At 72.3% G+C, this 23,247-nt stretch carries 25 protein-coding genes; 12 read left to right on the top strand and 13 right to left on the bottom strand.

What is annotated here, in order from left to right:
- Nucleotides 1-169 precede the first annotated feature (169 nt).
- The 6 genes from ACZ3HQ_RS22255 to ACZ3HQ_RS22230 all read left to right on the top strand — a co-directional run bounded on the left by ACZ3HQ_RS22255 (nucleotide 170) and on the right by ACZ3HQ_RS22230 (nucleotide 6,268).
- Nucleotides 170-1,381, top strand: coding sequence for a serine hydrolase domain-containing protein (locus ACZ3HQ_RS22255; protein ID WP_467513350.1), 1,212 nt, complete (start codon nucleotides 170-172; stop codon nucleotides 1,379-1,381).
- 72 nt (nucleotides 1,382-1,453) lie between these two features.
- Nucleotides 1,454-2,131, top strand: a complete 678-nt coding sequence (locus ACZ3HQ_RS22250) for an AIM24 family protein (protein ID WP_366566105.1) — start codon at nucleotides 1,454-1,456, stop codon at nucleotides 2,129-2,131.
- Between the two features lie 175 nt (nucleotides 2,132-2,306).
- Nucleotides 2,307-3,347, top strand: a complete 1,041-nt coding sequence (locus ACZ3HQ_RS22245; RefSeq protein WP_467513348.1) for a tetratricopeptide repeat protein — start codon at nucleotides 2,307-2,309, stop codon at nucleotides 3,345-3,347.
- Nucleotides 3,344-4,342, top strand: a complete 999-nt coding sequence (locus ACZ3HQ_RS22240; RefSeq protein ID WP_467513346.1) for a polyprenyl synthetase family protein — start codon at nucleotides 3,344-3,346, stop codon at nucleotides 4,340-4,342. Before ACZ3HQ_RS22245 ends, ACZ3HQ_RS22240 begins: the two co-directional genes overlap by 4 nt.
- A gap of 115 nt (nucleotides 4,343-4,457) precedes the next feature.
- Nucleotides 4,458-5,492: a hypothetical protein gene (locus ACZ3HQ_RS22235; protein WP_467513344.1), complete on the top strand. Its 1,035-nt coding sequence runs from the start codon at nucleotides 4,458-4,460 to the stop codon at nucleotides 5,490-5,492.
- A 98-nt stretch (nucleotides 5,493-5,590) separates the two neighbouring features.
- Complete coding sequence (locus ACZ3HQ_RS22230) at nucleotides 5,591-6,268, top strand: DUF2238 domain-containing protein (RefSeq protein ID WP_467513342.1); 678 nt, start codon at nucleotides 5,591-5,593, stop codon at nucleotides 6,266-6,268.
- Here the strand turns inward: ACZ3HQ_RS22230 and ACZ3HQ_RS22225 are convergent.
- Together ACZ3HQ_RS22225 and ACZ3HQ_RS22220 are read right to left on the bottom strand one after the other, a co-directional pair.
- The gene (locus ACZ3HQ_RS22225) at nucleotides 6,241-6,735 is read right to left on the bottom strand and encodes a DUF6328 family protein (RefSeq protein ID WP_467513341.1); all 495 of its coding nucleotides are present in this window, start codon (nucleotides 6,733-6,735) and stop codon (nucleotides 6,241-6,243) included. The genes ACZ3HQ_RS22230 and ACZ3HQ_RS22225 overlap by 28 nt on opposite strands.
- A gap of 65 nt (nucleotides 6,736-6,800) precedes the next feature.
- Nucleotides 6,801-7,685: an SDR family oxidoreductase gene (locus ACZ3HQ_RS22220; RefSeq protein WP_467513340.1), complete on the bottom strand. Its 885-nt coding sequence runs from the start codon at nucleotides 7,683-7,685 to the stop codon at nucleotides 6,801-6,803.
- A gap of 139 nt (nucleotides 7,686-7,824) precedes the next feature.
- Between ACZ3HQ_RS22220 and ACZ3HQ_RS22215 the strand changes: the two genes are divergently transcribed.
- A complete protein-coding gene (locus ACZ3HQ_RS22215) occupies nucleotides 7,825-8,712 on the top strand; it encodes a LysR family transcriptional regulator (RefSeq protein ID WP_467513338.1) in 888 nt (295 codons plus the stop codon).
- 129 nt (nucleotides 8,713-8,841) lie between these two features.
- On the opposite strand, the gene ACZ3HQ_RS22210 is transcribed toward ACZ3HQ_RS22215, so the two are convergent.
- The 4 genes from ACZ3HQ_RS22210 to ACZ3HQ_RS22195 all read right to left on the bottom strand — a co-directional run bounded on the left by ACZ3HQ_RS22210 (nucleotide 8,842) and on the right by ACZ3HQ_RS22195 (nucleotide 12,277).
- Nucleotides 8,842-10,059: an FAD-dependent monooxygenase gene (locus tag ACZ3HQ_RS22210; protein WP_467513556.1), complete on the bottom strand. Its 1,218-nt coding sequence runs from the start codon at nucleotides 10,057-10,059 to the stop codon at nucleotides 8,842-8,844.
- A 90-nt stretch (nucleotides 10,060-10,149) separates the two neighbouring features.
- The gene (locus tag ACZ3HQ_RS22205; RefSeq protein ID WP_467513337.1) at nucleotides 10,150-10,851 is read right to left on the bottom strand and encodes a ribonuclease H family protein; all 702 of its coding nucleotides are present in this window, start codon (nucleotides 10,849-10,851) and stop codon (nucleotides 10,150-10,152) included.
- Nucleotides 10,852-10,884: 33 nt separating this feature from the next.
- Entirely contained in the window at nucleotides 10,885-11,679 is a 795-nt protein-coding gene (locus tag ACZ3HQ_RS22200; protein WP_467513336.1) for a VOC family protein, read from the bottom strand.
- Between the two features lie 115 nt (nucleotides 11,680-11,794).
- A complete protein-coding gene (locus ACZ3HQ_RS22195; RefSeq protein WP_467513334.1) occupies nucleotides 11,795-12,277 on the bottom strand; it encodes a VOC family protein in 483 nt (160 codons plus the stop codon).
- A 291-nt stretch (nucleotides 12,278-12,568) separates the two neighbouring features.
- On the opposite strand from ACZ3HQ_RS22195, the gene ACZ3HQ_RS22190 reads away from it, so the two are divergent.
- Nucleotides 12,569-13,459: an RNA polymerase sigma factor SigF gene (locus ACZ3HQ_RS22190; protein WP_467513333.1), complete on the top strand. Its 891-nt coding sequence runs from the start codon at nucleotides 12,569-12,571 to the stop codon at nucleotides 13,457-13,459.
- Between the two features lie 220 nt (nucleotides 13,460-13,679).
- Here the strand turns inward: ACZ3HQ_RS22190 and ACZ3HQ_RS22185 are convergent, their stop codons facing one another.
- The 3 genes from ACZ3HQ_RS22185 to mgrA form a co-directional block, all read right to left on the bottom strand.
- Nucleotides 13,680-14,138, bottom strand: coding sequence for an ATP-binding protein (locus ACZ3HQ_RS22185; protein ID WP_399569007.1), 459 nt, complete (start codon nucleotides 14,136-14,138; stop codon nucleotides 13,680-13,682).
- 152 nt (nucleotides 14,139-14,290) lie between these two features.
- Entirely contained in the window at nucleotides 14,291-14,701 is a 411-nt protein-coding gene (locus tag ACZ3HQ_RS22180; protein ID WP_381145251.1) for a hypothetical protein, read from the bottom strand.
- A 409-nt stretch (nucleotides 14,702-15,110) separates the two neighbouring features.
- Nucleotides 15,111-16,103, bottom strand: a complete 993-nt coding sequence (gene mgrA / locus ACZ3HQ_RS22175; protein ID WP_467513331.1) for an L-glyceraldehyde 3-phosphate reductase — start codon at nucleotides 16,101-16,103, stop codon at nucleotides 15,111-15,113.
- A 143-nt stretch (nucleotides 16,104-16,246) separates the two neighbouring features.
- Here mgrA and ACZ3HQ_RS22170 point away from each other — a divergent pair, with 143 nt between their 5' ends.
- Together ACZ3HQ_RS22170 and ACZ3HQ_RS22165 are read left to right on the top strand one after the other, a co-directional pair.
- Nucleotides 16,247-17,149: a LysR family transcriptional regulator gene (locus ACZ3HQ_RS22170; RefSeq protein ID WP_467513330.1), complete on the top strand. Its 903-nt coding sequence runs from the start codon at nucleotides 16,247-16,249 to the stop codon at nucleotides 17,147-17,149.
- Between the two features lie 45 nt (nucleotides 17,150-17,194).
- A complete protein-coding gene (locus tag ACZ3HQ_RS22165; protein ID WP_030815185.1) occupies nucleotides 17,195-17,710 on the top strand; it encodes a mycothiol transferase in 516 nt (171 codons plus the stop codon).
- Here the strand turns inward: ACZ3HQ_RS22165 and ACZ3HQ_RS22160 are convergent.
- The 3 genes from ACZ3HQ_RS22160 to ACZ3HQ_RS22150 form a co-directional block, all read right to left on the bottom strand.
- Nucleotides 17,692-18,762 carry an adenosine deaminase gene (locus tag ACZ3HQ_RS22160; RefSeq protein WP_467513328.1) on the bottom strand — a complete coding sequence of 357 codons (1,071 nt, stop codon included), beginning with the start codon at nucleotides 18,760-18,762 and terminating at the stop codon, nucleotides 17,692-17,694. The two genes, ACZ3HQ_RS22165 and ACZ3HQ_RS22160, sit on opposite strands and share 19 nt — an antisense overlap.
- A 54-nt stretch (nucleotides 18,763-18,816) precedes the next feature.
- Nucleotides 18,817-19,206 (bottom strand): VOC family protein, encoded by a 390-nt coding sequence (locus ACZ3HQ_RS22155; RefSeq protein ID WP_467513327.1) that lies wholly within the window; start codon nucleotides 19,204-19,206, stop codon nucleotides 18,817-18,819.
- Nucleotides 19,207-19,302: 96 nt separating this feature from the next.
- Nucleotides 19,303-20,211 carry an aldo/keto reductase gene (locus ACZ3HQ_RS22150; protein WP_467513325.1) on the bottom strand — a complete coding sequence of 303 codons (909 nt, stop codon included), beginning with the start codon at nucleotides 20,209-20,211 and terminating at the stop codon, nucleotides 19,303-19,305.
- A 52-nt stretch (nucleotides 20,212-20,263) separates the two neighbouring features.
- Here ACZ3HQ_RS22150 and ACZ3HQ_RS22145 point away from each other — a divergent pair, with 52 nt between their 5' ends.
- Nucleotides 20,264-21,295 carry an acyl-CoA dehydrogenase family protein gene (locus tag ACZ3HQ_RS22145; RefSeq protein WP_467513323.1) on the top strand — a complete coding sequence of 344 codons (1,032 nt, stop codon included), beginning with the start codon at nucleotides 20,264-20,266 and terminating at the stop codon, nucleotides 21,293-21,295.
- Here the strand turns inward: ACZ3HQ_RS22145 and ACZ3HQ_RS22140 are convergent.
- The gene (locus ACZ3HQ_RS22140) at nucleotides 21,292-21,459 is read right to left on the bottom strand and encodes a hypothetical protein (protein WP_467513322.1); all 168 of its coding nucleotides are present in this window, start codon (nucleotides 21,457-21,459) and stop codon (nucleotides 21,292-21,294) included. The genes ACZ3HQ_RS22145 and ACZ3HQ_RS22140 overlap by 4 nt on opposite strands.
- A 196-nt stretch (nucleotides 21,460-21,655) precedes the next feature.
- Here ACZ3HQ_RS22140 and ACZ3HQ_RS22135 point away from each other — a divergent pair, with 196 nt between their 5' ends.
- Complete coding sequence (locus tag ACZ3HQ_RS22135) at nucleotides 21,656-23,242, top strand: SDR family oxidoreductase (RefSeq protein WP_467513320.1); 1,587 nt, start codon at nucleotides 21,656-21,658, stop codon at nucleotides 23,240-23,242.
- Nucleotides 23,243-23,247 lie beyond the last annotated feature (5 nt).

The following is a 23,247-nucleotide window of genomic DNA, read 5'->3' as shown; positions in this document are numbered from 1 at the left end:
CCATTTCGCTGTTCTCCGGGACAATCCTTTACCCAAAGGACACCCCGGAGTGATCGCCGCATGGCCGACTGTGTGTCGACTGGGGAGACGGGCCGTCAATCCCCTAGGTTCCAGGCCGGAATGTGACGCATGTCGCAGCAACGGCGGTGTGGACGGGAGTGGTGACCTGATGATCTCGGCAACGGTGGGCAGGACCGCGGTACTCGGGGCGGTGGCGCTGTCGCTCCTCGTCGTCCCGGCGCAGGCGGCGACCGGGGAGAAGGGCGCGGCGGCGCTCCCCGCGCCCGACACGGCGGGCGTGGACGGGGCGCTGCGCACGGTCCGCACCCAGGGCGCGCCGGCGGCGCTGGCCCGGATCGACGACCACGGCCGCAGCCATCTGCTCAGCCGGGGTGTCGCGGACCGGGGCACCGGACGCGCGGCCAGCACCGCCGACCGGTTCCGCATCGGCAGCGTGACCAAGACGTTCTCCTCGGTCGTCCTGCTCCAACTCGCCGACGAGGGCAAGCTGGACCTGGACGCCCCGGTCAACCGGTACCTGCCGAAGCTGCTGCCGAGCGACGCCGTCACCGTGCGGCACGTGCTGAGCCACCGCAGCGGGCTGTACGACTACACCAACGACATGTTCGCCCAGAGCGTCGCCGGCTTCGAAGCCGTACGCAAGAAGGTGTTCACCTACCCCCAGTTGGTCGCGCTCTCCCTGAAGAAGCCGCGCATCAACGCGCCCGGCGCGGCCTACTCGTACTCCAACACCAACTTCGTGGTGGCGGGCATGCTCATCGAGAAGCTCACCGGACGCCCGGTCAAGGAGGCGTACCAGAACCGCATCCTGGGCCCGCTGAAACTGCGGGACACCTTCTACGTCCACCCGGACACCAAGATCCCCGGCCGGTTCGCGCGCGGCTATCTGACCCCGGACCGGTCCGGCGACCCGCTGGTCGACGCGACCGAGCAGACCGTGTCGTGGGCGCAGAGCGCGGGCGCCGTGATCTCCACCGCCAAGGACCTGAACACGTTCTACGCGGCACTGCTCGGCGGCAAGCTGCTCTCCGCCGCCCGGCTCGCGCAGATGGAGCGCTTCACCAAGGTCGACGCGACCACCGCGTACGGCCTCGGCCTGCGCCGCCGGGACCTGTCCTGCGGAGTGTCGGTGTACGGGCACACCGGCGCGGTGCAGGGCTACTACACGTACGCGTTCGCCACGAAGGACGGCAAGCGGGCGCTGACGGCGGTGGCCACCACCTCCAACAACGGCAAGGTGCTCAACGCGCTGGCGGGCGCCCTGGAGCCGGCGTTCTGCGGGAAGAGCGCCAAGCAGCGGCGCGGCCCGGTGCTGGTGGAGCGCAACGCGGACATCGCCCCGGCCTCCACGGCGCGCTGAACTCCCCGTCCCGGACGGCCCGTCGGCTCCGTGATCTTGGCGGAACGGGTTCGTCCGGGACACCATGCGCTCATGAAGGGTGACCTCTTTTCCAGTGAGCACATGGTCCGTCCGGCCGTCGAGCCGGGCATGGCGATAGAGAACGGCAAGTGCGTCAGGTACGCGGTGGACGGTGAGATGCTCGCCCGGCAGGGCGCGATGATCGCCCACCGGGGCAGCCTGCAGTTCGAGCGCAAGGGCCAGGGCGTGGGCGGCATGCTCAAGCGCGCGGTGACCGGCGAGGGGCTGCCGCTGATGGTGGTGCGCGGGCGAGGCGAGGCGTGGTTCGCGCACGAGGCGCAGAACTGTTTCATCGTCGAGGTCGAGCCCGGCGACCAGTTCACCGTCAACGGCCGCAACGTGCTGTGTTTCGACGCGTCGCTGTCCTACGAGATCAAGACGGTGAAGGGCTCCGGCATCGCGGGCGGCGGCCTGTTCAACAGCGTGTTCAGCGGGCACGGCCGACTCGGCCTGATCTGCGAGGGCAACCCGCTGGTGATCCCGGTCTCCGAGCAGGCGCCGGTGTACGTCGACACGGACGCGGTGGTCGGCTGGACCGCGAACCTGCGCACCTCGCTGCACCGCTCGCAGTCCATCGGGTCGATGCTGCGCGGCGGTTCGGGCGAAGCCGTCCAGCTCATGCTCCAGGGCGAGGGCGTCGTGGTGGTCCGGCCCAGCGAGGCCACCCCGCAGAAGCCCCAACAGCACTGACCAAGTACGGGGGTTCCCGGCGCCACCCGGAGTGATCCGCGTCGCACGGGCAACCCCCGTCGCCGTACCCGCGTCTTGCCCCACGACCGACCACGCCCCGGCCCCCGGTGGACCGGGGCGATTCGCCCGCGTGGTATACGCGACGCGTATACACGTGGTGTATAGAAGGGTTCACATGTACGGCAAGGCTTTCGCCCCGGAGTACCAGGGCGCCCTGACCACCCTGTCCGTCAATTCCTCGCTGACCGAGGTGCTCGCCGAGGGCCTGGAGCGGCTGCGCGAGGCCGAGCGGGCCGGGCACCCCGCCGAGGTGGCCCGCTGCGGTCTCGCGGTGGCCGAGGCGCACCGGCGGCTCGGCAGCACGGCGGAGGCCGACCGCGCGTGGAAGGCGAGTTACCGCGCGGCCCGTACGGCCGGGGACACCGCGGCGATGGCGTGGGCGCTGTGGAGCGGGGGCACGCTGGCCCGGCAGCGCGGGGCGTTCCCGCTGGCCTGGCGGCTGCTGGGGCTGGCGGCCGAACTCGGCGAGCACGGCGGCGACATCGTGGTCCGGGGCTACTCGCTGGCCGGGCTCGCGGAGACCGGGCGCATCCAGGGCGACTACGCGGCGGTCGGCCGGTTGCACGAACAACTGCTGGCCGAGGCCCGCAGGCGCGGCGAGGCCCGGCACACGGTGTGGGCGCTGGAGGGCATCGCGCAGATGCACCGCAACACCGGTGACTTCGAGAGGGCGTACGCGCTGTTCGAGGAGGCGGCGGAGATAGCCGAGCGCGCCGACGACCGGCGCGGTCACGCCTGGGCGCTGCGGGGGCTCGCGGACATCCTCTCGGCGCGGGACGGGGACACCGGCCGGGCGCTGGAGCTGCTGTCGCGGGCGGAGGAGACGTGCCGGGCGATGAACCTGTCCAGCGCGCTCGCCTACAACCACAAGATGCGCGGCAACGTCCTGTACCGCGCCGGGCGTTACGAGGAGGCGCGGGACCTGTACGGCCTGGCGCTGTCCGAGTTCCGCACGATGGACGAACCCCGCGGCGAGGCGCTGTCCCGCCTCGGTCTGGCCAAGTCGCTGGCCAGGCTCGGCCGAGACCCGGAGGAGACGGCGGCGGAACTGGCTTCGCTGGCCGTGGTGTTGGAGCGCTCGGGGCTGAAGCACGCGCGGGAGATGGTGGCGCGGGCGCAGGCCGAGTTCGTGCCCGAGGCGGAGGGTGCCCGATGACGGCGGTGTTCCGTGCGGAGCGGATCTCGGCGGCCCACGTGTTGCTGGAGACCCGCGAGTTGGTGCGGCCCGCGCTGGAAGAGGCGGTCGCCGGGCTGCATCCGTGGCTGGCGGAGATGGCCGCGTACTCCTTCGGCTGGCGCGAGGGCGCGGACGCCGGCGGCAAGGGAGTGCGGCAGGCGCTGGCGGTGCTCGGGGCGCGGGCGGCCGGTGCGGACGCCGGGGCCGGGGTGCCGGGCGCGGTCGCGGTGGAGCTGGTGCACGCCTTCTCGCTGCTGCACGACGACATCATGGACGGCGACGCCACCCGGCGCGGCCGCCCGGCGCTGTGGAAGGCGTACGGCACGGGTCCCGCCGTCCTCGCCGGGGACGCCCTGTTCGCGCTGGCCGTCGGAACGCTGGCCGACGTGCCCGGCGGGGTGCGGCTGCTCTCGGGCGCGCTGGCCGACGTGCTGCGGGGGCAGGCCGACGACCTGCTGTTCGCCGCCCGTCCGTGGACGGGTCCGGAAGCGGTGACGCCGGACGAGTACCGGGTGATGGCGGAGGGCAAGACCGGTGCCCTGCTGGGCTGTTCGCTCGCGCTCGGCGCGCTGCTGGGCGGGGCCGCGCGCCCGGTCGTCGCCGCGCTGGACCGGGCCGGACGGCACGCGGGCATCGCCTTCCAGCTCGCGGACGACGTGCTGGGCATCTGGGGCCGCCCCGAGGTCACCGGCAAGCCGGTGGGCGGTGACCTGCGCGAGGGCAAGAGGACGTACCCGGTGCTGACCGCGCTCGCCGCTCCCGAGGGTGCCCGGCTGCCCGGCCTGCTCCGGCGGCACCGTACAGCGGAGGCGGCGGCGCTGATCGAGGCGGCGGGCGGCCGGGCCGCGGCCCTGTCGGAGGCCCGCGCGCACCTGGCCACCGCCCGTACGCTGCTGGACGGGCTGCCGCTGGAGCCGGGCGCGGCGGCCGAGCTGGGCGCCCTGCTGGACGCGCTCGCGGACCGCGAACGCTGAAACGGCCGGCACGGCCGGCGGCCAAACATCGCCTATCGGGCCATATAGGCTGCCCTCGGCGCCCGGCCGGCCGGGTGGCCGCACCATCGAGCCCCCGTACGCAGGAGAGCCATCCGTGACCCTGGCCATCGACCCCTCCGAGACGACCGCCGCCACCCCGGCACCCCTGTCCGACCTGGTGGCTCGTGATGCCCGCGAGTTCGGGGTGTACGCGCGCACCGGCGGCTGGGCCTTCGCGCTGATGGTGGCGCGCAGTGTGCGGCCGGGCGGGCAGGCGGCCGGGGAGACGCCGAAGGTGTCCGCGAAGGAGTTCGCGGAGCTGGCGGAGTGCTCCCCGGAGCGGGTCATGCGCTACTACCGGGCCTGGGACCGGGCCGCCGACGACGGCCTGGTCCCTCAGTTCGAGACGCTGGAGCCCGGCCAGGACGTCCGACTCCCGGACTCCGACGTCTGGTTGAGCTACTACTCGTCCCGCAGCAGCGCCACGTCCGAGCGCGGCACGGCCATCGCGGAGGCCGCCGAGGCCGAGGGCATCCGGCCGACCAAGGCGCTGGAGGTGGCCGAGAACCCGACCGCGCTGCGCGCCGCCATCCTGGCCGACCCGTCCACCGCCCGCGCGGCCCGTTCCGCCCTGCTGGACCGGATCAGGGAGGACCCGGAGCTCCAGGCCGAGCTGGCGCGGGACGTGGTACGCACCGACGACCTGAAGAAGGCCGTCGCCACCGAGAGCCGCGCCGCCGACAGAATCGGCTACGTCCGGCAGATCGCCGAGTCCGGCCAGATCAAGACCCCCGCCGGGCAGACCGTCGACGCGCCCGCCGAGCTGCGCGAGGAGGCCGAGCGTCATCTGTCGCTGATCGACGAGCTGGAGGACGGCGAGGACACCGGCGAGTGGGCGGTGGAGGCGTACGACACGCTGAAGTCGCTGGTCGCCGACACCGTCGAGGCCGACCCCGAACTCCGCGTGCGGGAGCGGCGCACCAAGTTCTACGGCAGCCTGCAGAAGGCGACGCGCGCCTTCGAGGAGCTGACCTTCGACGACGCCCAGGACTTCTACGAGGACGACATGGTCCGGCGCCTGGAGGAGTTGCAGCAGGCGATCGGCTCCTGCCTCACCGCGCTGCGCGGCGCGGTGGCAGACAAGTCCTAGGGACGCGCGGCGGGGGCATGAGTACCGGTACTCATGCCCCGCGCGCCGGGGCGCCGGACGATGGGGCGACCGACCCCGTCCAGCCCCTGGAGTCCGCCATGAGCGCAGTCCACCCCGACCGGCCGGCCGTCCGCCGCACGGTGCCGCCCGTCGTGTTCGCGGGCGTGGCCGCCGTGGGCCTGGCCGTGTCCGCGTGGGGCGCGCGGGACCGTACGACGTGGTTCCTGGAGACCTTCTGGGTGCTGCTCGGGCTGCCGCTGGTGGCGCTCCTGTGGCGGCGCTTCCCCCTCACCGGGCTGCTGTGCGGTCTGCTCGCGGCGCACGCCCTGGTGCTGGCGGTCGGCGGCCACTACACGTACGCGCAGGTGCCGGCGGGCGACTGGGTCCGGGACACCCTGCACCTGAGCCGCAATCCGTACGACCGGTTCGGGCATCTGATGCAGGGCTTCGTCCCGGCGATCCTGGTGCGGGAATTGCTCACCCGTACCTCGCCGCTGCGGGGCAGCCGCTGGCTGGCCCCGCTGACGGTGTGCGCCTGCCTGGCCTTCAGCGCCTGCTTCGAGCTGCTGGAGTGGCTGGCCGCGGTGATCGGCGGCAGCGGGGCGGACGCCTTCCTGGCGACCCAGGGCGATGTGTGGGACACCCAGTGGGACATGTTCTGCGCCCTGATCGGCTCCGTGCTCTCCCTGCTCCTGCTCGGCCGGGTCCACGACCGCTCACTGGCGGCCCTCGGGGCCCGTACCGCGCGTCAGCGGTCCTCGGGGTCGGTGTGCTGACGGCGGGCCCATATCGGCAGGCCGTACCAGCAGACCAGGTACCAGCAGACGACCGACCCGACCAGCCACGGCACATAGCCGTTGTGGGTGGCCACCCGGAGGATCAGCAGCAGCGAGCTGGCCATGGTGGCGAGCAGCAGCACCAGGCCGACGAAGGTCAGCGCCCCGGCCAGCTTCACCGCCTGCGGCTTCACCCGGCGCCCGGAGACCAGGCGGTGCAGGGAGACCGGCCCGATGAGGGCGCCGGTCGCACAGGCCCCCAGGACCACGGTGACGATGTAGATGAACTGGTCGGTGCTCGAGAGCTGGGCGTACTTGGGCTGGAAGACCACCGTGAGCAGGAAGCCGAACAGGATCTGTACGCCGGTCTGCGCGACACGTACCTCCTGGATCAGCTCGCCCCACTTGCGGTCGGCCCGCTCTTCCCTGGTCTCGTCCCGCCCCCTGCGCGGTGCCTCCTCGGTCATGCGGTGCAATTAACCGCGCAAACGTTCTTTCAAACCGGTCACCTGTCCGGTCGTACGGTGCCGGCTCACTCGAAGTAGTGGCCCTCGTCCAGATCGGCGAGGAGTCCGGCCTCGGTGGGCCGCCAGCCGAGCCGTTCCCGGGTCGCGGCGCTGGAGGTGGGGTTGTCCATCCCGGCGAACCGGCCGAGGAACCCGAAGTGCTCCCCCGCCCGCTCGGCCGGCACGGTCACCACGGGCACGTCCAGGTGCCGGCCGATGACCTCCGCGATCTCCCGGAAGGGCACGCCCTCGTCGGCGGCCGCGTGCCACCGCGTGCCGGCCGGGGCCTGCTCCAGCACCAGCCGGAACAGCCTGGCGGCGTCGAGCCGGTGGACACCGGGCCAGCGGTTGGCGCCGTCCCCGACGTGGGCGGCGACGCCCTTCTCGCGGGCGGTCCTGATGAGCTGCGGGACGAAGCCGTGGTCGCCGCGCCCGTGCACGGAGGGCGCGAGCCGCACCACGGACCCGCGTACACCCCGCTCGGCCAGCGCGACGGCGGCCTCCTCCGACGGCGTGCGGTGGGTGCCCGGCGCGGGCGCGTCGGTCTCTACGGCGAGCCGGCCCGCCGGGGCGATGGCGGTGCCGGAGGTGACCACGAGCGGCCGGCCGGAGCCCGCCAGGGCGGCACCCATCGCCTCGATCGCCCGCAGGTCGGTGGCGCCGGCCGCGTCGAAGTCGGTGAAGTCGTGGACGAAGGCCAGGTGGATCACCCCGTCGGCGCCGTCCGCCGCGCGGGCCAGGCCCTCGGGGTCGTCCAGGCTGCCCCGGAACACCTCGGCGCCCGCCTCCTTCAGCGCGGCCGCGCCGTCGTCCGAGCGGGCGAGGCCGACGACCTCGTGCCCGGCTCCGATCAGTTCGGGCACCACGGCGGAGCCGATGAACCCGGTGGCCCCGGTGACGAAAACACGCATGGTGAAGCTCTCCTCGAATGGTCGGTGGAAGTGCCTCCATCGTCGGCCGGGCACCGTGCGGGCGTCCAAGGCTTCTTCCGCATCGCGCAATACGTTCCGGGCATCACCGCAGGTACGCGGGGGTCGTACGCTGGAGGGCATGTCCGACTTCGCGGATCTCGATCTCCGGCTGGTCCGGTACTTCACGGTCGTCGCCGAGCACCGGCACTTCGGCCGCGCGGCCACCGCCCTGCACATCACCCAGCCCTCGCTGAGCCGTCAGGTACGGCGGCTGGAGCGGGAGCTGGGGGTCGAGCTGCTGGACCGCACCCCGCAGGGCACCCGGCTCACCGAGGCGGGCGAGGTCTTCCTCCCCCGCGCCAGGGCGCTGTTGCGGGCAGCGCACCAGGCGGCCACGGAGGCGCGGGCGGCCGCCGTGCCCAGCCGGATCGTCGTCGGCTACACCGCGGGGGTGCTGGTCACCCCCGCGGTGCGGGAGCTGCGGCGCCGGTTCCCGGACGCGGACGTGCGGGCCACGCATCTGCGCTGGCACGAGGCGCCGGAGGCGCTGCTCGGCCACCGGGTGGACGCGCTGGTGGCCCGGCTGCCGTTCGCCACCGACGGGCTGCGGGTGAGCGTGCTCTACGACGAGCCGCGCGTGGTGGTGGTCCCGCTGGACCACCGGCTGGCGGGCAAGGAGTCGGTGACGCTGGACGACATCGCGGACGAGCCCCTCCCCCGCGTCCCGGACCCGCTGTGGGACGCGTTCTGGCGGATCGACCCGCGCCCGGACGGGCGGCCCGCGCCGGACGGGCCGTTCATCGGGGACATCGAGGACAAGTTCGAACTGGTCGCGTCCGGGCAGGCGTTGGCGATCGCGGCGGCCGCGCCGGGGATGCCGGCCCGGCCCGATCTGACCGCGATCCCGCTGCACGGCGTGGAGCCCTGCCATGTCGCGCTGGCCACCCGCGCGGGCGACAACAGCCGTCTGCTCGCCGCGTTCCGCCGCTGCGCGGAGTCACTGCTGACCGGGCCCTCTGTGTATTGAGGTGTATTGAGGGTGTATTGAGGTGTATTGACCCGCAGCGTTGTTTACGCGGGTGACCGGGGTCGGCGACCTCGGCCGGGCCGGATGCCTCCCGACGCCGGCACGGGGATGGCGCCGGGGCGCAGAGGCTCAGCGGGGGCGGTCTGGGGTGCGTGCGGCGTGCAGGGCGCGGGCGGCGCGGGGGCCGAGCCAGCGTTTGAGCCGGCGCAGCGGTTCGAGCTGTCCGGCGGCCTTGTCGAGGCCGTAGTAGAGCTGGGGCGGGACGTAGGGCAGCAGCGGGGAGTGGCGCTGGCCGAGCAGGGCGAACATGCGGTGCGGGGGCAGTTCGATGTAGCGGGGCAGACTCTCGTACCAGCGGGCGCTGTAGCGGGCGGCGCTCTGCGCGGACAGCAGCTCGGTGCGGCGGCGCTTCTCGTAGGCGGCGAGGGCGTCAGGGAGCGCCGGGTGCTCGCGCAGGGCGGTGGCCAGGCACATGGCGTCCTCCAGGGCGAGGGTGGTGCCGGCGCCGATGGAGTAGTGGGTGGTGTGGGCGGCGTCACCGAGCAGGACGAGGCTGCCGTAGTTCCAGGTGCGGTTGGTGAGGGTGCGGAAGGTCAGCCAGGGGATGCTCGTGCCGTCGCCCGCCCGGCCGATGAGGGGGTGGCCGTCGAGGAGGCCGGCGAAGAGCCGCTCCAGCAGGGCGAGCCCCTCACCCTCGTCGGCGCTGTGCAGGCCGAGCCCGGTGAGGGTCTCGGGCGAGCACTCGATGACGCAGGTGCTGTGCCCGGTGTCGTACGGGTAGCCGTAGGCCCAGATCCAGCCGTGCGCGGTCTCGACGAAGGCGAAGGTGAAGGCGTCGAAGACCTTGGTGGTGCCGAGCCAGAGGAAGTGGTTGCGGCCGTGGGTGACATGGGTGCCGAACTCCTCGGCGTACCGGGTGCGCAGGGCGCTGCCGATGCCGTCGGCGGCCACCACCAGGTCGGCCCCGGTGGGGGGTTCGGTGATCTCGCTCTCGAACTCCAGCCGTACGCCCAGGGTTCGGGCACGCGCGGCGAGCAGTTCGAGGAGGCGGTGGCGGCCGATGCCGGAGCCCTGGTCGCCGGGCTGACGGGTGCTCAAGTCCCGTACGTGGGCGACGCCTTCGTGCCAGTGGACCGAGTTCGCGGCGATGGCGTCCGCCGACTCGGGGTCATGGGCGCGGAGCCGGTCCATCAGACCCTGCCAGTAGGTGACACCCCAGCCGTACGTGGAGCCCTCGGGGGCGCGTTCATGGACGGTGATGTCGTGGGACGGGTTCTGCCGCTTGAGCAGGATGGCGAGGTACAGGCCCGCGGGCCCGCCTCCGACGCAGACGACCTTCACGCGCACACCCCTGGAAGTCACCGGACGTAGTCGATCGGCCTCGCAGGGTAGCAGCGATGGCGTACGGCCGGGCCCGGCGTCATCCGGCGGGACCGGTCAGCCGGTGGCGGTACGGCACTCCGGGTGGCCCCAGCCCTGGGCGTTCTTGGCGATGGACTCGCCGGCCGCGTAGGAGCGGCCACAGAGGCAGCGGCCGGCGAACTTGGCCTTGATGGTCCGCGCGGAGGCGGACCCGGAGGCGCCGGTGGCGCGCCGGGCCGGCTTGCGGCGGGCGGACGGCGCCGGGGTGTCGGGCGAGGGCGGCGGCTCGGGCGAGCCGTGGGCGCTGCCCGCGGCCTCCTGCACGACGGCGGCCTGGCTGGCGGCGCGGTCGGCGAAGTCGTTCAGCGGGTCGCCGTCGACCTGGTGGGCGGGCACGTACCGGAACTCGACCGAGCGGCCGTCGAGCAGCGCGTCGATGCGGACCACGAGGTCCTGGTTGGCGACCGGCTTGCCGGCGGAGGTCTTCCAGCCGTTGCGCTTCCAGCCGGGCAGCCAGGTGGTGACGGCCTTCATCGCGTACTGGGAGTCCATCCGGACCTCCAGCGGCACGTCGGGCTCGACGGCGGTCAACAGCCGCTCCAGCGCGGTGAGTTCGGCGACGTTGTTGGTGGCCCGGCCGAGCGGGCCCGATTCCCAGCGGGCCGGGGTCCGCTCGTCGTCGCCGGAGACCACCCACGCCCATCCGGCCGGTCCGGGGTTTCCCTTCGAAGCCCCGTCGCACGCGGCCACCACACGTTCACGCATGTGCCCGATCATGCCATGGCCGCGCACGGGGTCCGACCGGCCGGGTCAGGCGTCCTTGAAGTCGGGCATGTCGCCCTCGGTCGTGGTGATGTCGATCACCGAGAAGCTGGCGCCCTGCGGGTCGGTGAGGGCCGCGAACCGGCCGAAGGGGCTGGTCATCGGGCCGAAGTGGAGCACGGCGCCGCGCTCGGTGGCGCGGGCCACGGCCGCGTCGCAGTCGTCGACGGTGAAGTAGACGTTGACGTACGACGGCACCTCGGGCGGGAACTCCTCCCCCATCCGCATCCGGCCGAGCACCGGGTCGGCACCCAGGTCGAACACCCGGAAGTCGACATGCTCGTCCGCCATCTCCTTCATCCGGTAGGGGAAGACGCCCGACAGGAACGCGTCCGCCTTCTCCGGCTCGCGGGTGAACAGCTCCGCCCAGCAGTAGGCGCCGGGGGTGGCCACCGCCTCGAAGCCCTCGTGGGCGTCGCCCTGCCAGATGCCGAACACGGCGCCGCTGGGCTCGCGGGCGATGGCCATCGTGCCGAAGTCACCGACCCGCATGGGCTCCATCAGTACTTCGCCGCCGTTCTCCTTGACCTTAGCGGCGGTCGCGGCGGCGTCCGGTGAGGCGAAGTAGAGACACCACTGCGAGGCGCTCTCCTGGCCGGGCATGGGCGGGACGATCGCGGCGACGGCCTTGCCGTCCGCGTACGCCTGGGTGTAGTTGCCGTGCTCCGACGACGACTCGCCGAAGGTCCAGCCGAGGACGTCGCCGTAGAACCGCTTGGCGCCCTCCAGGTCGGTGAACATCGCGTCGGCCCAGCAGGGCGTTCCCTCGGATCGCGTGGTCATGGTCGGTCCTCTCGTGTTGACGGTTCGTCCCGGATTGTCACGCCGGCCACTGGCGTACCGACCCGGTACTGGCACAGAACGCCCGGCACACCATCGGCGAGGTGTGCGCCGAGGGTCATTCGCCCGCGTATGCCTTCTCCAGGGCGGCGAGGTCGAGCTTGCCCATCTTCATCATGGCGGCGAAGGCGCGGGCGGCCTTCTGCGGGTCGGGGTCGTTGGTCATCTCCAGCAGCCGCTCGGGGCAGACCTGCCAGGAGACGCCGTACTTGTCCTTGAGCCAGCCGCAGGGGCCGCCCTCGCCGCCGTCCTCGGTCAGCCGGGTCCAGTAGTGGTCGACCTCCCGCTGGTCGGCGCAGAGGATCATGAACGAGACGGCCTCGCTGAAGCTGAACTCGGGGCCGCCGTTCAACGCGACGAACTTCTGGCCGTTGGCGGTGAACTCGACGGTGAGCACGGTCCCGGCCTCACCGGGGCCGGCCTCGCTCCAGCGGGTGATCCGGCCGATGCCGGAGTCCTTGAAGACGGAGACGTAGTAGTGCGCCGCCTCCTCGGCCTGGCCGTCGAACCAGAGACATGTGGTGAAACCACCGTGGGACATGGGGAGACCTCCTGTGCGGGTCGCGGCGCCGGTCGCGCGCTCATGGGTGTCGACCGCCCCCCGCCCCGGAACTCATCGGTCGCAGGTCGATAAGATCAAGCCACTTCGGCTATTTCGAGCCACGTCGAAAGTCGACTGCATGCGTCGCGTGACCGGGGGTACCCGGCCCGTGAGAGAAGACGTGCATGGGGCGGGGTTTTCCGGGTAGCCGGGGACCACGCGGCAACCATGGCCTCGGGCAACCAGGGCTTCGGGAGCAGTCGTCGAACCGTGACTTACGTGGGAGAGGTAATGGACACCGCCGTCGGCATCCGGTCACAAGCAGAGGTCGCGGAGAAGGCCGCGCAGGACAGGACGGACGAGGAGACCCTTCCTGGTATCGCGGACCCCGCGTCCGTGGCCCCGCGTGACGCGCGGGCGCTGTCCCGCCAGTTCTTCCGCCGGCTGGCGGAGCTGGAAGAGGGCACGCACGAATACCAGTACGCGCGCAACACCCTCATCGAGATGAACATGTCGCTGGTGCGCTTCGCCGCCGGGCGTTTCCGGGGCCGGGGCGACGACATGGAGGACATCGTCCAGACCGGCATGATCGGCCTGATCAAGGCGATCGACCGGTTCGAGATCTCGCGCGAGGTGGAGTTCACCTCCTTCGCGCTGCCCTACATCGTGGGTGAGATCAAGCGGTTCTTCCGCGACACCACCTGGGCGGTGCACGTGCCGCGCCGGCTCCAGGAGCTGCGCGTGGAGCTGGCCAAGGCCCGCGAGGAGCTGTCGAGCCGGCTGGACCGCGACCCGACCGTCGCCGAGCTGGCCACGCTGATGAACATCACCGAGCAGCAGGTCGTCGAGGGGCAGCTCGCCTCCAACGGCTACAACTCCAGCTCGCTGGACGCCGCCCTCACCGGCGACGGCCGTGAGGACGGCGAGGCGGTCCTCGCGGACTTCATCGGCGTCGAGGAGGAGGGTCTGCGTCTGGTCGAGGACTTCCACGCCCTCGCCCCGCTGATGGCCGAACTGAGCGACCGCGACCGCCAGATCATCCACATGCGGTTCGTGGAGGAGGCCACCCAGGCGGAGATCGGCGAGAAGCTGGGCTGCTCGCAGATGCACGTCTCCCGTCTGATCAAGCGCATCATCGCGCGGCTGCGCGAGGGCATGCTCGGCGAGCTGGGCTGCGCCTGAGCATCACGCTCTGACGCCTTGAAGTCTTGACGCAGGAAAGGGCGGTCCGGTTCGGCCGGGCCGCCCTTCCTCATGCCCTGATGCCCTGCCTTCTCCCGCGCCGCTTCCAGGCACACGAACAGCGCCGCTTCCGGGCACACGAAGCGTTTTGGGCACACGACGACGCCGACCGGATCGCGGTCGGCGTTCATAATTCCAGGAGGGCCGGGAAGGGGTTCGCTCAGCCGTCCAGCCGGATGAGGGCGCGCACACGCTTCCCCACCGGTACGCGGTCCACGGTGATCTCCGAGGCGACCGCGCGCACGATCTCCAGGCCGTGATGGCCGACCCGCTCGGGGTCCTTGGGGAAGAAGCGCGGCAGGGCGACGCTGCTGTCGTACACCGAGACGCTCACCGCGCTGTCGGTGCCCTCCAGCTCCAGGATGTACGGGCCCCCGCTGTGCCGGTCGGCGTTGGTGACCAGCTCACTGACGACCAGCAGCAGTTCCCCGCTGGTGCGGCTGTCCACGGTGGCGCACCACTCGGTCCGCAACTGCTCCAGGAACCGCCCGGCGAAGGCTCGCGCGTCGGCGATGCATCCTGGCTCCCCGGTGTAGTGCGCCGTACGCCGAAGGGGTTCCACGGGTACGTCGAAACCAGTCGGTATCACTGCCACTGCCACGCCCAGGTGTTCGGTCATGGTGTCTCTCTCGAAATGCCCGGTCCGGCCGGTCGCCATGTTGCCTCTGGTGCTCGTACCCCGACTCGGCCCGCGCATTCCACCCAATGCGTTCGCTGTGCGCGCACGCGCCCCTGGCGTGTCGCGACCGGGCCGCGGCCGCGGCTTCGCGCTCAGGCTACGGGGACGACGAAGGCGGGGACGGTGCGCTGCATGCGCAGGGCGTCGACCGACTCGGCGAGGAGCTCGTACTCGGTGGTGTCGTCGCTCGCGGCGATCCGCACCAGGCGTCCGCCGGCCAGTTCGTCCGCGACCAGTTCCTGCCGGGTGTCGTCGGAGCACCAGGCGCGCAGCAGGGTCGGGACGTCGGCCACGGTGTCCGGGACGGGGACGAGGGCGCCCGCCGGGATCTTCTCGCCCTCGGGGCTGGGGTCCAGGCGTTCGGCGATCCAGGAGGCGCGGTCCCGCAGCCACCACAGGGCGAGCGCCAGGGTGGGCGCGCGGTAGGTGCCCAGCGGTACGCCTACCCGCTGACCGCCGCAGATCCCGTACGCGGTGACATGGCACAGGAATTCATCGTGCACGATCACTCCCCCGTTGCCTCGCCGGTGTGCCGACCGGTCCCTCTCTTTTCCGTGCGGCTCCTGTGCGGTGAAGTGCCCCTGGCATTTTGAGTATCGCCACAATGGAAACACTGTCACCATGTCTTTCCGGCCACTCTCCTGGCATATGCGATGCCCCGATTCTGGCCGAATCATGTGAGGCGCGGCGGAGCCCCGCATTAGTTGGCGGATTATCGACCGTGAGCGGCGCGCCGAGGCCCTTCGCGCGGGCCCGTACAAGGCAAGAGCCCAGGGGCGGGGCTCCCCTGGGCTCTGCTGCGGTTCCGCTTCCGGGCGTGGCAGGAATTCAGCGCCCTCCTCGCCGGAATACGCGAAGAAATTGTGAAGGCGCAAAAAACTTCCGCCTTCCGCCGCTACCGCTCCGGCGAGTTCAAGTCTGCACAACGGCGTCGATACGAGCCAGGTCGGCCGCGTCGAATTCCAGATTCCGGATGGCGCCGACACTGTCCTCCAGTTGCCTGACGCTGCTCGCGCCGACAAGAGCGGAAGTCACCCGTCCGCCCCTCAGCACCCAGGCGAGTGCCATTTGCGCCAGGGTCTGGCCGCGCGAGGCGGCGATCTCGTTCAGGGCGCGCAGCCGGCGGACGAGGTCCTCGGTGAGGGCGTCGGACTTCAGGAACGGGCTGTCGCTCGCCGCGCGGGAGTCCTCCGGGATGCCGTCGAGGTAACGGCCGGTCAGCAGGCCCTGCTCCAGCGGGGAGTAGACGATGGAGCCGACCTGGAGTTCGTCCAGGGTGTCCAGCAGCCCCTGCTCCTCCGGGCGCCGGTCGAGGAGGGAGTAGCGGGGCTGGTGGATGAGGAGCGGGGTGCCCAGCTCGCCCAGGATGTGTGCCGCCTCGCGGGTCTGCTCCGCCGAGTAGTTGGAGACGCCGACGTAGAGCGCCTTGCCCTGCTGGACCGCCGAGTGCAGCGCGCCCATGGTCTCCTCGAGCGGGGTCTCGGGGTCGAAGCGGTGCGAGTAGAAGATGTCGACGTGGTCCAGGCCCATCCGCGTCAGGCTCTGGTCGAGCGAGGACAGCACGGACTTGCGCGAGCCCCACTCCCCGTACGGGCCGGGCCACATCAGATAGCCGGCCTTGGTGGAGATGACCAGCTCGTCGCGGTACGGGGTGAAGTCGGCCTTCAGCGCCTCGCCGAGCGCGGACTCGGCGGCGCCGGGCGGCGGGCCGTAGTTGTTGGCCAGGTCGAAGTGGGTGATCCCGAGGTCGAAGGCGCGGCGCAGGATCGCGCGCTGGGTCTCCACCGGCCGGTCGGGGCCGAAGTTGTGCCACAGGCCGAGCGACAGTGCGGGGAGCTTCAGTCCGCTGCGTCCGGAGCGCCGGTAGGGCAGGTCGGCGTAGCGGTCGGGGTGGGCGGTGTACAACGCGACTCCATAAGGGGTTGGCACACGGTCTTCCCGGCGCCGGACCCGTACGCGTCCGGCAGCCTCCCCCCACTCTTCCCCGGAGCCCGGTCAGTGGTCCAACAGAAGAATCCGATGGATTTCAGCGGCTAGGCTTCTCAATCATGGAACTGCGTCATCTCCAGCACTTCGTCGCGGTCGCCGAGGACCAGCACTTCACCCGTGCCGCCGAGCGGCTGATGGTGTCCCAGTCGGGGCTCTCGGCATCGATCCGCGCCCTGGAACGGGAACTGCGGGCGCCGCTGTTCGTGCGCACCACCCGCCGGGTGACGCTGACGGAGGCCGGGCGGGCGCTGCTGGTCGAGGCCGAGCGCATCCTCGCGCAGGTGCGCTCCGCGCACGAGGCGGTGGCGGCGGTGCAGGGGGTGCTGCGCGGCACGCTGGCGCTGGGAGCCGAGCAGTGCATCGCCGGGGTGCATGTGGCGGGGCTGCTGGCGGCCTTCCGGCGGGCGCACCCGGACGTGGAGATCCGGCTGCGGCAGAGCGGTTCGGGCGCGCTGGCGGAGGGGGTGTCGGCGGGCCGGCTGGACCTCGCCTTCGCCTACCGCGTCCCGGCCGACGGCGACCAGTTGCGCTCGGTGCCGCTGACCAGCGAGCCGATGACCGTGCTGTGCCATCCGGAGCACCGGCTCGCCGAACTCGGCGCGGTCCTGGACCCGGCCGCGCTGGCCGGTGAGGTGTTCGTGGACTTCCACCCGGACTGGGGGCCGCGCCGGGCCACGGACGCCGCGTTCGCCGCGGCCGGGGTGCGCCGTACGGTCGCGCTGGAGGTCAACGACGTGCACAGCCTGCTGGACCTGGTGGACGAGAACCTCGGCATCGCGGTCGTCCCCCGGCACTTCCGGCACAAGCGCACCTCGCTCACCGCGCTTCCGCTCAAGGGCGTCGGCGAGGCCGCGTACGAGACGGTGGCCCTGCTGCCCCCGGAGCGCGCCACCAGCCCGGCCGCCCGCGCCCTGATCGCCCTGCTGGACACCCCGGAGGCGGAACCCGGCGAAGCGGAGTGACGTCACGCTCTCGCGCCGGGGGCGGGGATGCGCGAGGGTGGGAACATGTACGCGAAGGAGATCCTCATCGAGGGCTACGACCGTATCCGGGAAGAAGTCCACACCGTGCTCGACGGACTCGGCGCGGACGACCTGGACCACTCCCCCGCGCCCGGCGCGAACTCCATCGCCTGGCTGCTGTGGCATCTCAGCCGGGTGCAGGACGACCACATCGCCGACGCCTTCGGGCTGGACCAGGTGTGGCTGGCGCGGGACTGGGCCGACCGCTTCGACCTGGAGCTGCCGCACCACGACACCGGCTACGGCCACACCCCCGAGCAGGCCGCGAAGGTGCGGGTCCCCTCGACCGTGCTGCTGGCCGGGTACTACGACGCGGTGCACGACCAGACCCTCGGCGTACTGCGGACACTGGCCGCCAAGGATCTGGAGCGGGTGGTGGACGAGCGCTGGGAGCCCCCGGTCACGCTGGGCGTGCGCCTGGTGAGCGTCCTGTCCGACGATCTCCAGCACGTCGGACAGGCCGCCTACGTCAAGGGGCTGCTTCAGAGCGCTTCGGCGTAACCCGGCAGGATGACGTCCTCGATGAGCGCCTTGCGCTCGTCGAACGGGATGAAGGCGCTCTTGACCGCGTTCACGGTGACCGTGCGCAGGTCCTGCGCCGTCCAGCCCGCCTCCTGAACCAGCAGCGCCATCTCGCGGGTCATGGTGGTACCGGAGACCAGGCGGTTGTCGGTGTTGAGGGTGACCCGGAAGCCGAGGTCCTTCAGCGCGGTGATGGGGTGCTCGGCGATGGAGGTGGCGCAGCCGGTCTGGAGGTTGGAGGTGGGGCACATCTCCAGCGCGATCCGGCGGTCGCGGATCCAGCCGGCCAGGCGGCCGAGCTTGCCGTCGACGATGTCCTCGGTGATGCGGACGCCGTGGCCGAGGCGCTGGGCGCCGCACACCTGGACGGCCTGGTGGATGCTGGGCAGGCCGTACGCCTCGCCCGCGTGGATGGTGAACGGCACGCTCTCGGCGCGCAGGTGCTCGAAGGCGGCCAGGTGGTCGGCGGGCGGGAAGCCGTCCTCGGCGCCGGCGATGTCGAAGCCGACGACCCCGGCGTCGCGGTAGGCGACGGCCAGGTCGGCCGCCTCACCGACCCGGTCGAACATCCGCATGCCGCACAGCAGGGTCCCGACGCGTACCGGCGTCCCGGCGGCGGCCGCCTTGGCCATGCCGGCCGCGAGGCCCTCCTGCACCGTCTCCACGACCTCGGCCAGGGTCAGCCCGGCGCGCGTGTTCAGCTCGGGGGCGTAGCGCACCTCGGCGTAGACGACGCCGTCGGCGGCGAGGTCGAGGACGTACTCCTCGGCCACCCGCAGCAGGCCCTCGCGGGTCTGCATCACGGCGAGGGTGTGCTCGAAGGTGCCTATGTAGCGGACCAGGTCGCCGGAGCCCGCGGCCTCGACGTACCAGGCGGCCAATTCGTCGGGGTCGGTGGTGGGCAGGGTGTGGCCGACCGCGGCCGCGAGCTCGATGACGGTGGCGGGGCGCAGGCCGCCGTCGAGGTGGTCGTGCAGGACGGCCTTGGGGAGCCGGCGGAGGGTCTCGGTGTCGATGCGGGGCGCGGTCATGGCGTGCTTCCTCGGCGGGTCGTGCGGATGGGGCGGATGGGATTCGTGCGGCGTTCAGGCGGCGGGCTGGAGCAGGTCCCAGCGGTTGCCGTAGAGGTCCTGGAAGACGGCGACCGTGCCGTACTGCTCGTGGCGGGGGTCCTCCAGGAAGGTCACCCCGTGGGCGGTCATGCGGGCGTGGTCGCGGGCGAAGTCGTCGGTGTGCAGGAAGAAGCCGACGCGGCCGCCGGTCTGGTCGCCGACGCGGGCGCGCTGGCCGTCGTCCTTCGCGCGGGCGAGCAGCAGGCCGGTGCCCTGCTCGGCGCCCGGTTCCACCACGACCCACCGGGAGCCGTCCGGGCGGGGCTCGTCCTCGGCCAGCCGGAATCCCAGGGCCTCGGTGTAGAAGCGGATGGCGTCGTCGTAGTCGTCCACGACGAGGGTGACCAGGGCAACGCGGCGCATCGGAGCCTTCCGGTGGGGGTGGTTAGCGGGAGAGGTTATACGTAAAACTTCCGCCGCGCCAGTCTCCCCTTGAGAGGGGGCCGGCGGGGTGCTCGACTACTGGCGGCAGGCGTTCAGGCGGGTCAGTTCGCCGTCGGTGAGCCTCAGGGTGCCCGCCGCGATGTTCTCGGTCAGATGGCCGGGATCGCCGGTGCCGGGGATGGCGAGGACGTGCGGGCCCTGATGGAGGGTCCAGGCGATCCGGACCTGGGTGGGGCTGACGCCGTGCGCGCGGGCGATCTCCGCGACCACGGCGTCCGCGTCGGCCGCGACCCGCTCGTGGGTGCCCCGTTCACCGGTTTCCCCGGCGACGGAGTAGTACGGGACGAAGGCGATGCCGCGCTCTTCGCACAGCTTCAGCAGTGCCTTGCCCTCCGGGTCGGGGGTGTCGAGCCCGTACCGGTTCTGCACGGCGACGACGGGGGCGATGGCGAGGGCCTCGTCGAGGTGCCGGGGTTCGATCGCCGAGACACCGAGGTGCCGGATGAGGCCCTCTTCCCGCAACTCGGCGAGGGCGCCGAAGTGTTCGGCGACGGAGTCCTGGCGCATCCGGCGCAGGTACACGAGGTCGAGGTGGTCGCGGCCGAGCTGGCGGAGGTTCTCCTCGACGTGGCCGCGCAGTTGGTCGGGGCGGGCCGCGGTGCCCCAGGAGCCGTCCTGCTCGCGGAAGGGGCCGACCTTGGTGGCGATGACCAGGTCGTCGGCGTAGGGGGCGAGGGCGGTGTTGATCAGTTCGTTGGCGGAGCGCAGGGAGGAGAAGTAGAAGGCGGCGGTGTCGATGTGGTTCACCCCGAGTTCCACGGCCCGGCGCAGGACGGCCAGTGAGCGGGCCCGGTCGCTGGGGGTGCCCAGGTGGAAGGCGGCGTTGCCGGTCAGCCGCATCGCGCCGAGGCCGACGCGGTGGACGGTGAGGTCGCCGAGGGTGAGGGTGCCGGAGTCCGCCGCGGTGATCGTTTCGGTGGTCATCGGCGGAGTGTGCCACAGGTGCCGGGCGGGGAGGCCGGGTAGGAAGTGACGCATGACGATCACCGATCACCCGCTCGTCGCCCGCGCCCGTCTGCTCGCCGCCGAGCTGCTGGAGCCCGAGGCGGAGCGGGTGGACCAGGAGGGCGTGCCCGCGAGCCACATCGAGGCTCTGAAGCGGTCCGGGCTGCTGGGGCTGACCGCCCCGGCGAAGGACGGCGGCTCGGCGGCGCCGCCTGCCGTGGTGCGGGAGGTCTCGGAGATCCTGGCGGGCGCATGCGGCTCGACCTGGTTCGTCCAGTCGCAGCACCACACTCCCGTGCAGGTTCTCGCGCGGGGCGAACCGGCCGCCCGTGAGCGCCTGTCGGGCCCGCTGGCGCGCGGCGAGCTGCTGTCCGGGGTGGCGTACGCACAACTGCGCGCCCACCCCCGGGCCCCGGTACGGGCCCGCCGCGACGGCACCGGCTGGCGCTTCGACGGAACGGTCCCCTGGTACACCGGCTGGGGCCTGAACGACGTACTCCTCCTGGCCGGCCTGACGGACGGGGACGAGGCGGTGTTCGCCTTCGTGGACGCCCGCGAACAGCCCGGCCTGCGCGCCTCCGAACTCCTCCGCCTGGCCGCCCTGACCGCCGCTCGCACGGTGTCGCTGGAGCTGGACGGCCTGCGCGTCCCCGGTGCCTCGGTGGCCCTCCGCCTCCCGTACGCCGACTGGGCTCCCACCGACCGGGCGAAGACCCTGAACGCCAACCCGGCGGTCTTCGGCATCGCCTCGGCGGCCCTGTCCCTGCTGGACGAGAAGACAGCGGCCCCGCTACGGGCCCGGCTGGCGGACGTCCGCACCCGCGCCTACGCCCTGGCCGACCACCCCGCCCCGCTGGAGCGGGTGGAGGAGCGCCTGGCGGTACGGGCGGAGGCGTACGCGGCCCTGAACACCGCCACCACGGCGGCCGTCGTAGCGGGCGGCGGCCGTTCGATGGCCCTCAAGTCCAAGGCCCAACGCCTCGCCCGCGAGGGGATGTTCCTGCTGATCCAGGGTCAGACGGCGGAGACCCGGAAGGCGCATCTGGAGGCGCTGACGCCCTAGTCGTCCGCGCGGCCCTCGACCACGACCAGGAAGGCGTCCGACTTCAGGTCCATGACCACCGTCGCGGGTTCGCCCTCGGCGCGGCGGGCGGCGGCGTACTCCTCGGCGGGCCAGGAGCCGCGCGGTGAGCCTGCGGGGAAACGCTCCAGCACTGTCGGATTCATGGCGGCGGACACCTCCGGCGGAAGGTTCGGACGGGACACGGAACCTGTACCTCGTCGGTTGCCCGGCTATAGCGCGGACATGCCGTTGTACGCCGTTAGGCACAACCGCATCCACCTGTGGCGCCGGGCGGGAAGGGATCACGGGGAGGCCGTGGCGGACCACGGCCGGACGCCGATGCCGAGGAGCCGTAGGACGATGAACGACGACGAGCCCGAGGGCGGGCTGCGCTGCCTGGTGACCGGGGCGACCGGCTACATCGGGGGCAGGCTCGTGCCGGAGCTGCTCGCCGCCGGACACCAGGTGCGCTGTCTGGCCCGTACCCCGAACAAGCTGCGCGACCATCCGTGGGCCGGTGACGTGGAGGTGGTACGGGGCGATGTGACGGACCCCGACTCGCTGGCCGAGGCGATGCGGGACGTCGACGTGGCGTACTACCTGGTGCACGCGCTGGGCAGCGGGGACGACTTCGAGGAGACCGACCGGCGCGCGGCCCGGTACTTCGGTGAGCAGGCCAAGGCGGCAGGGGTGCGCCGGATCGTGTACCTCGGCGGGCTGACCCCGGCCGGGGTGCCGGAGCGGGAACTGTCGCCGCATCTGCGCTCGCGGGCCGAGGTCGGCCACATCCTGCTGGAGTCCGGGGTGCCGACGGCCGTCCTGCGCGCGGCAGTGATCATCGGCTCCGGCTCGGCCTCCTTCGAGATGCTGCGCTACCTCACCGAGCGGCTGCCGGTGATGGTGACACCGAGCTGGGTGCACACCCGTATCCAGCCGATCGGCGTGAAAGACGTGCTGCGGCTGCTGGTGGGCTCGGCGCGGCTGCCGGAGGACGTGAACCGGACCTTCGACATCGGCGGGCCGGACATACTGACGTACCGGGAGATGATGCTGAGGTACGCCCGGCTCGCCCGGCTGCCGCACCGGCTGATCCTGTCCGTGCCGATGCTCACGCCGGGTCTGTCCAGCCACTGGGTGGGCCTGGTGACCCCGGTGCCCGCCTCCATCGCGCGCCCGCTGACCGAGTCGCTGCGGTACGAGGTGGTGTGCCGCGAGCACGACATCCGGCGGTATCTGCCCGACCCGCCCGGGCATCCGTTCACCTTCGACGAGGCGGTCCGGCTGGCGCTGCGCCGGGTGCGGGAGGCCAAGGTGGCCACCCGCTGGTCGTCGGCGTCGGTGCCGGGCGCGCCGAGCGATCCGCTGCCGACCGACCCGGACTGGGCGGGCGGCAGCCTGTACACCGACGAGCGCGAGACGGTGGTGGACGCCCCGCTGGACCGGCTGTGGCGGGTGATCGAGGGGGTCGGCGGCGACAACGGCTGGTACTCCTTCCCGCTCGCCTGGTCCCTGCGCGGCTGGATGGACCGGGCGGTGGGCGGGGTGGGGCTGCGCCGGGGCCGCCGGGACGCGGAGCGGCTGCGGGTGGGCGACTCGCTGGACTTCTGGCGGGTGGAGGAGATCGAGCCGGGCCATCTGCTGCGGCTGCGGGCCGAGATGCGGCTGCCGGGCCTGGCCTGGCTGGAGATGTACGCGGAGCCGGACGGCGAGGGCCGCAGCCGGTACCGCCAGCGCGCGCTGTTCCATCCGCGCGGGCTGCTCGGCCAGGCGTACTGGTGGGCGGTGTCGCCGTTCCACGCGATCGTGTTCGGCGGGATGGCCCGGAACATCGCGCGGGCCGCCGTCTTCGGTCCGGTCCCGACGATGAGGAACCGGGGGCTGCGGAAGCGGGGCATCAAGAACCTGGGGCTCCAGCACCGGAGGCTGAAGAAGCGGGCGCGGCGTTGACGTCC

The sequence above is a fragment of the Streptomyces sp. NPDC018263 genome (assembly GCF_055562575.1).
Note: the sequence above shows the minus strand (reverse complement) of the source record. Positions and strands in the feature narration are given on the sequence as shown.

Coding starts and splice junctions, on each gene's coding strand:
- ACZ3HQ_RS22255 (WP_467513350.1), top strand. CDS start 170: ATGATCTCGGCAACGGTGGGCAGGACCGCGGTACTCGGGGCGGTGGCG.
- ACZ3HQ_RS22250 (WP_366566105.1), top strand. CDS start 1,454: ATGAAGGGTGACCTCTTTTCCAGTGAGCACATGGTCCGTCCGGCCGTC.
- ACZ3HQ_RS22245 (WP_467513348.1), top strand. CDS start 2,307: ATGTACGGCAAGGCTTTCGCCCCGGAGTACCAGGGCGCCCTGACCACC.
- ACZ3HQ_RS22240 (WP_467513346.1), top strand. CDS start 3,344: ATGACGGCGGTGTTCCGTGCGGAGCGGATCTCGGCGGCCCACGTGTTG.
- ACZ3HQ_RS22230 (WP_467513342.1), top strand. CDS start 5,591: ATGAGCGCAGTCCACCCCGACCGGCCGGCCGTCCGCCGCACGGTGCCG.
- ACZ3HQ_RS22225 (WP_467513341.1), bottom strand. CDS start 6,735: ATGACCGAGGAGGCACCGCGCAGGGGGCGGGACGAGACCAGGGAAGAG.
- ACZ3HQ_RS22220 (WP_467513340.1), bottom strand. CDS start 7,685: ATGCGTGTTTTCGTCACCGGGGCCACCGGGTTCATCGGCTCCGCCGTG.
- ACZ3HQ_RS22215 (WP_467513338.1), top strand. CDS start 7,825: ATGTCCGACTTCGCGGATCTCGATCTCCGGCTGGTCCGGTACTTCACG.
- ACZ3HQ_RS22205 (WP_467513337.1), bottom strand. CDS start 10,851: ATGATCGGGCACATGCGTGAACGTGTGGTGGCCGCGTGCGACGGGGCT.
- ACZ3HQ_RS22200 (WP_467513336.1), bottom strand. CDS start 11,679: ATGACCACGCGATCCGAGGGAACGCCCTGCTGGGCCGACGCGATGTTC.
- ACZ3HQ_RS22195 (WP_467513334.1), bottom strand. CDS start 12,277: ATGTCCCACGGTGGTTTCACCACATGTCTCTGGTTCGACGGCCAGGCC.
- ACZ3HQ_RS22190 (WP_467513333.1), top strand. CDS start 12,569: ATGGACACCGCCGTCGGCATCCGGTCACAAGCAGAGGTCGCGGAGAAG.
- ACZ3HQ_RS22185 (WP_399569007.1), bottom strand. CDS start 14,138: ATGACCGAACACCTGGGCGTGGCAGTGGCAGTGATACCGACTGGTTTC.
- ACZ3HQ_RS22170 (WP_467513330.1), top strand. CDS start 16,247: ATGGAACTGCGTCATCTCCAGCACTTCGTCGCGGTCGCCGAGGACCAG.
- ACZ3HQ_RS22165 (WP_030815185.1), top strand. CDS start 17,195: ATGTACGCGAAGGAGATCCTCATCGAGGGCTACGACCGTATCCGGGAA.
- ACZ3HQ_RS22160 (WP_467513328.1), bottom strand. CDS start 18,762: ATGACCGCGCCCCGCATCGACACCGAGACCCTCCGCCGGCTCCCCAAG.
- ACZ3HQ_RS22155 (WP_467513327.1), bottom strand. CDS start 19,206: ATGCGCCGCGTTGCCCTGGTCACCCTCGTCGTGGACGACTACGACGAC.
- ACZ3HQ_RS22150 (WP_467513325.1), bottom strand. CDS start 20,211: ATGACCACCGAAACGATCACCGCGGCGGACTCCGGCACCCTCACCCTC.
- ACZ3HQ_RS22145 (WP_467513323.1), top strand. CDS start 20,264: ATGACGATCACCGATCACCCGCTCGTCGCCCGCGCCCGTCTGCTCGCC.
- ACZ3HQ_RS22140 (WP_467513322.1), bottom strand. CDS start 21,459: ATGAATCCGACAGTGCTGGAGCGTTTCCCCGCAGGCTCACCGCGCGGC.
- ACZ3HQ_RS22135 (WP_467513320.1), top strand. CDS start 21,656: ATGAACGACGACGAGCCCGAGGGCGGGCTGCGCTGCCTGGTGACCGGG.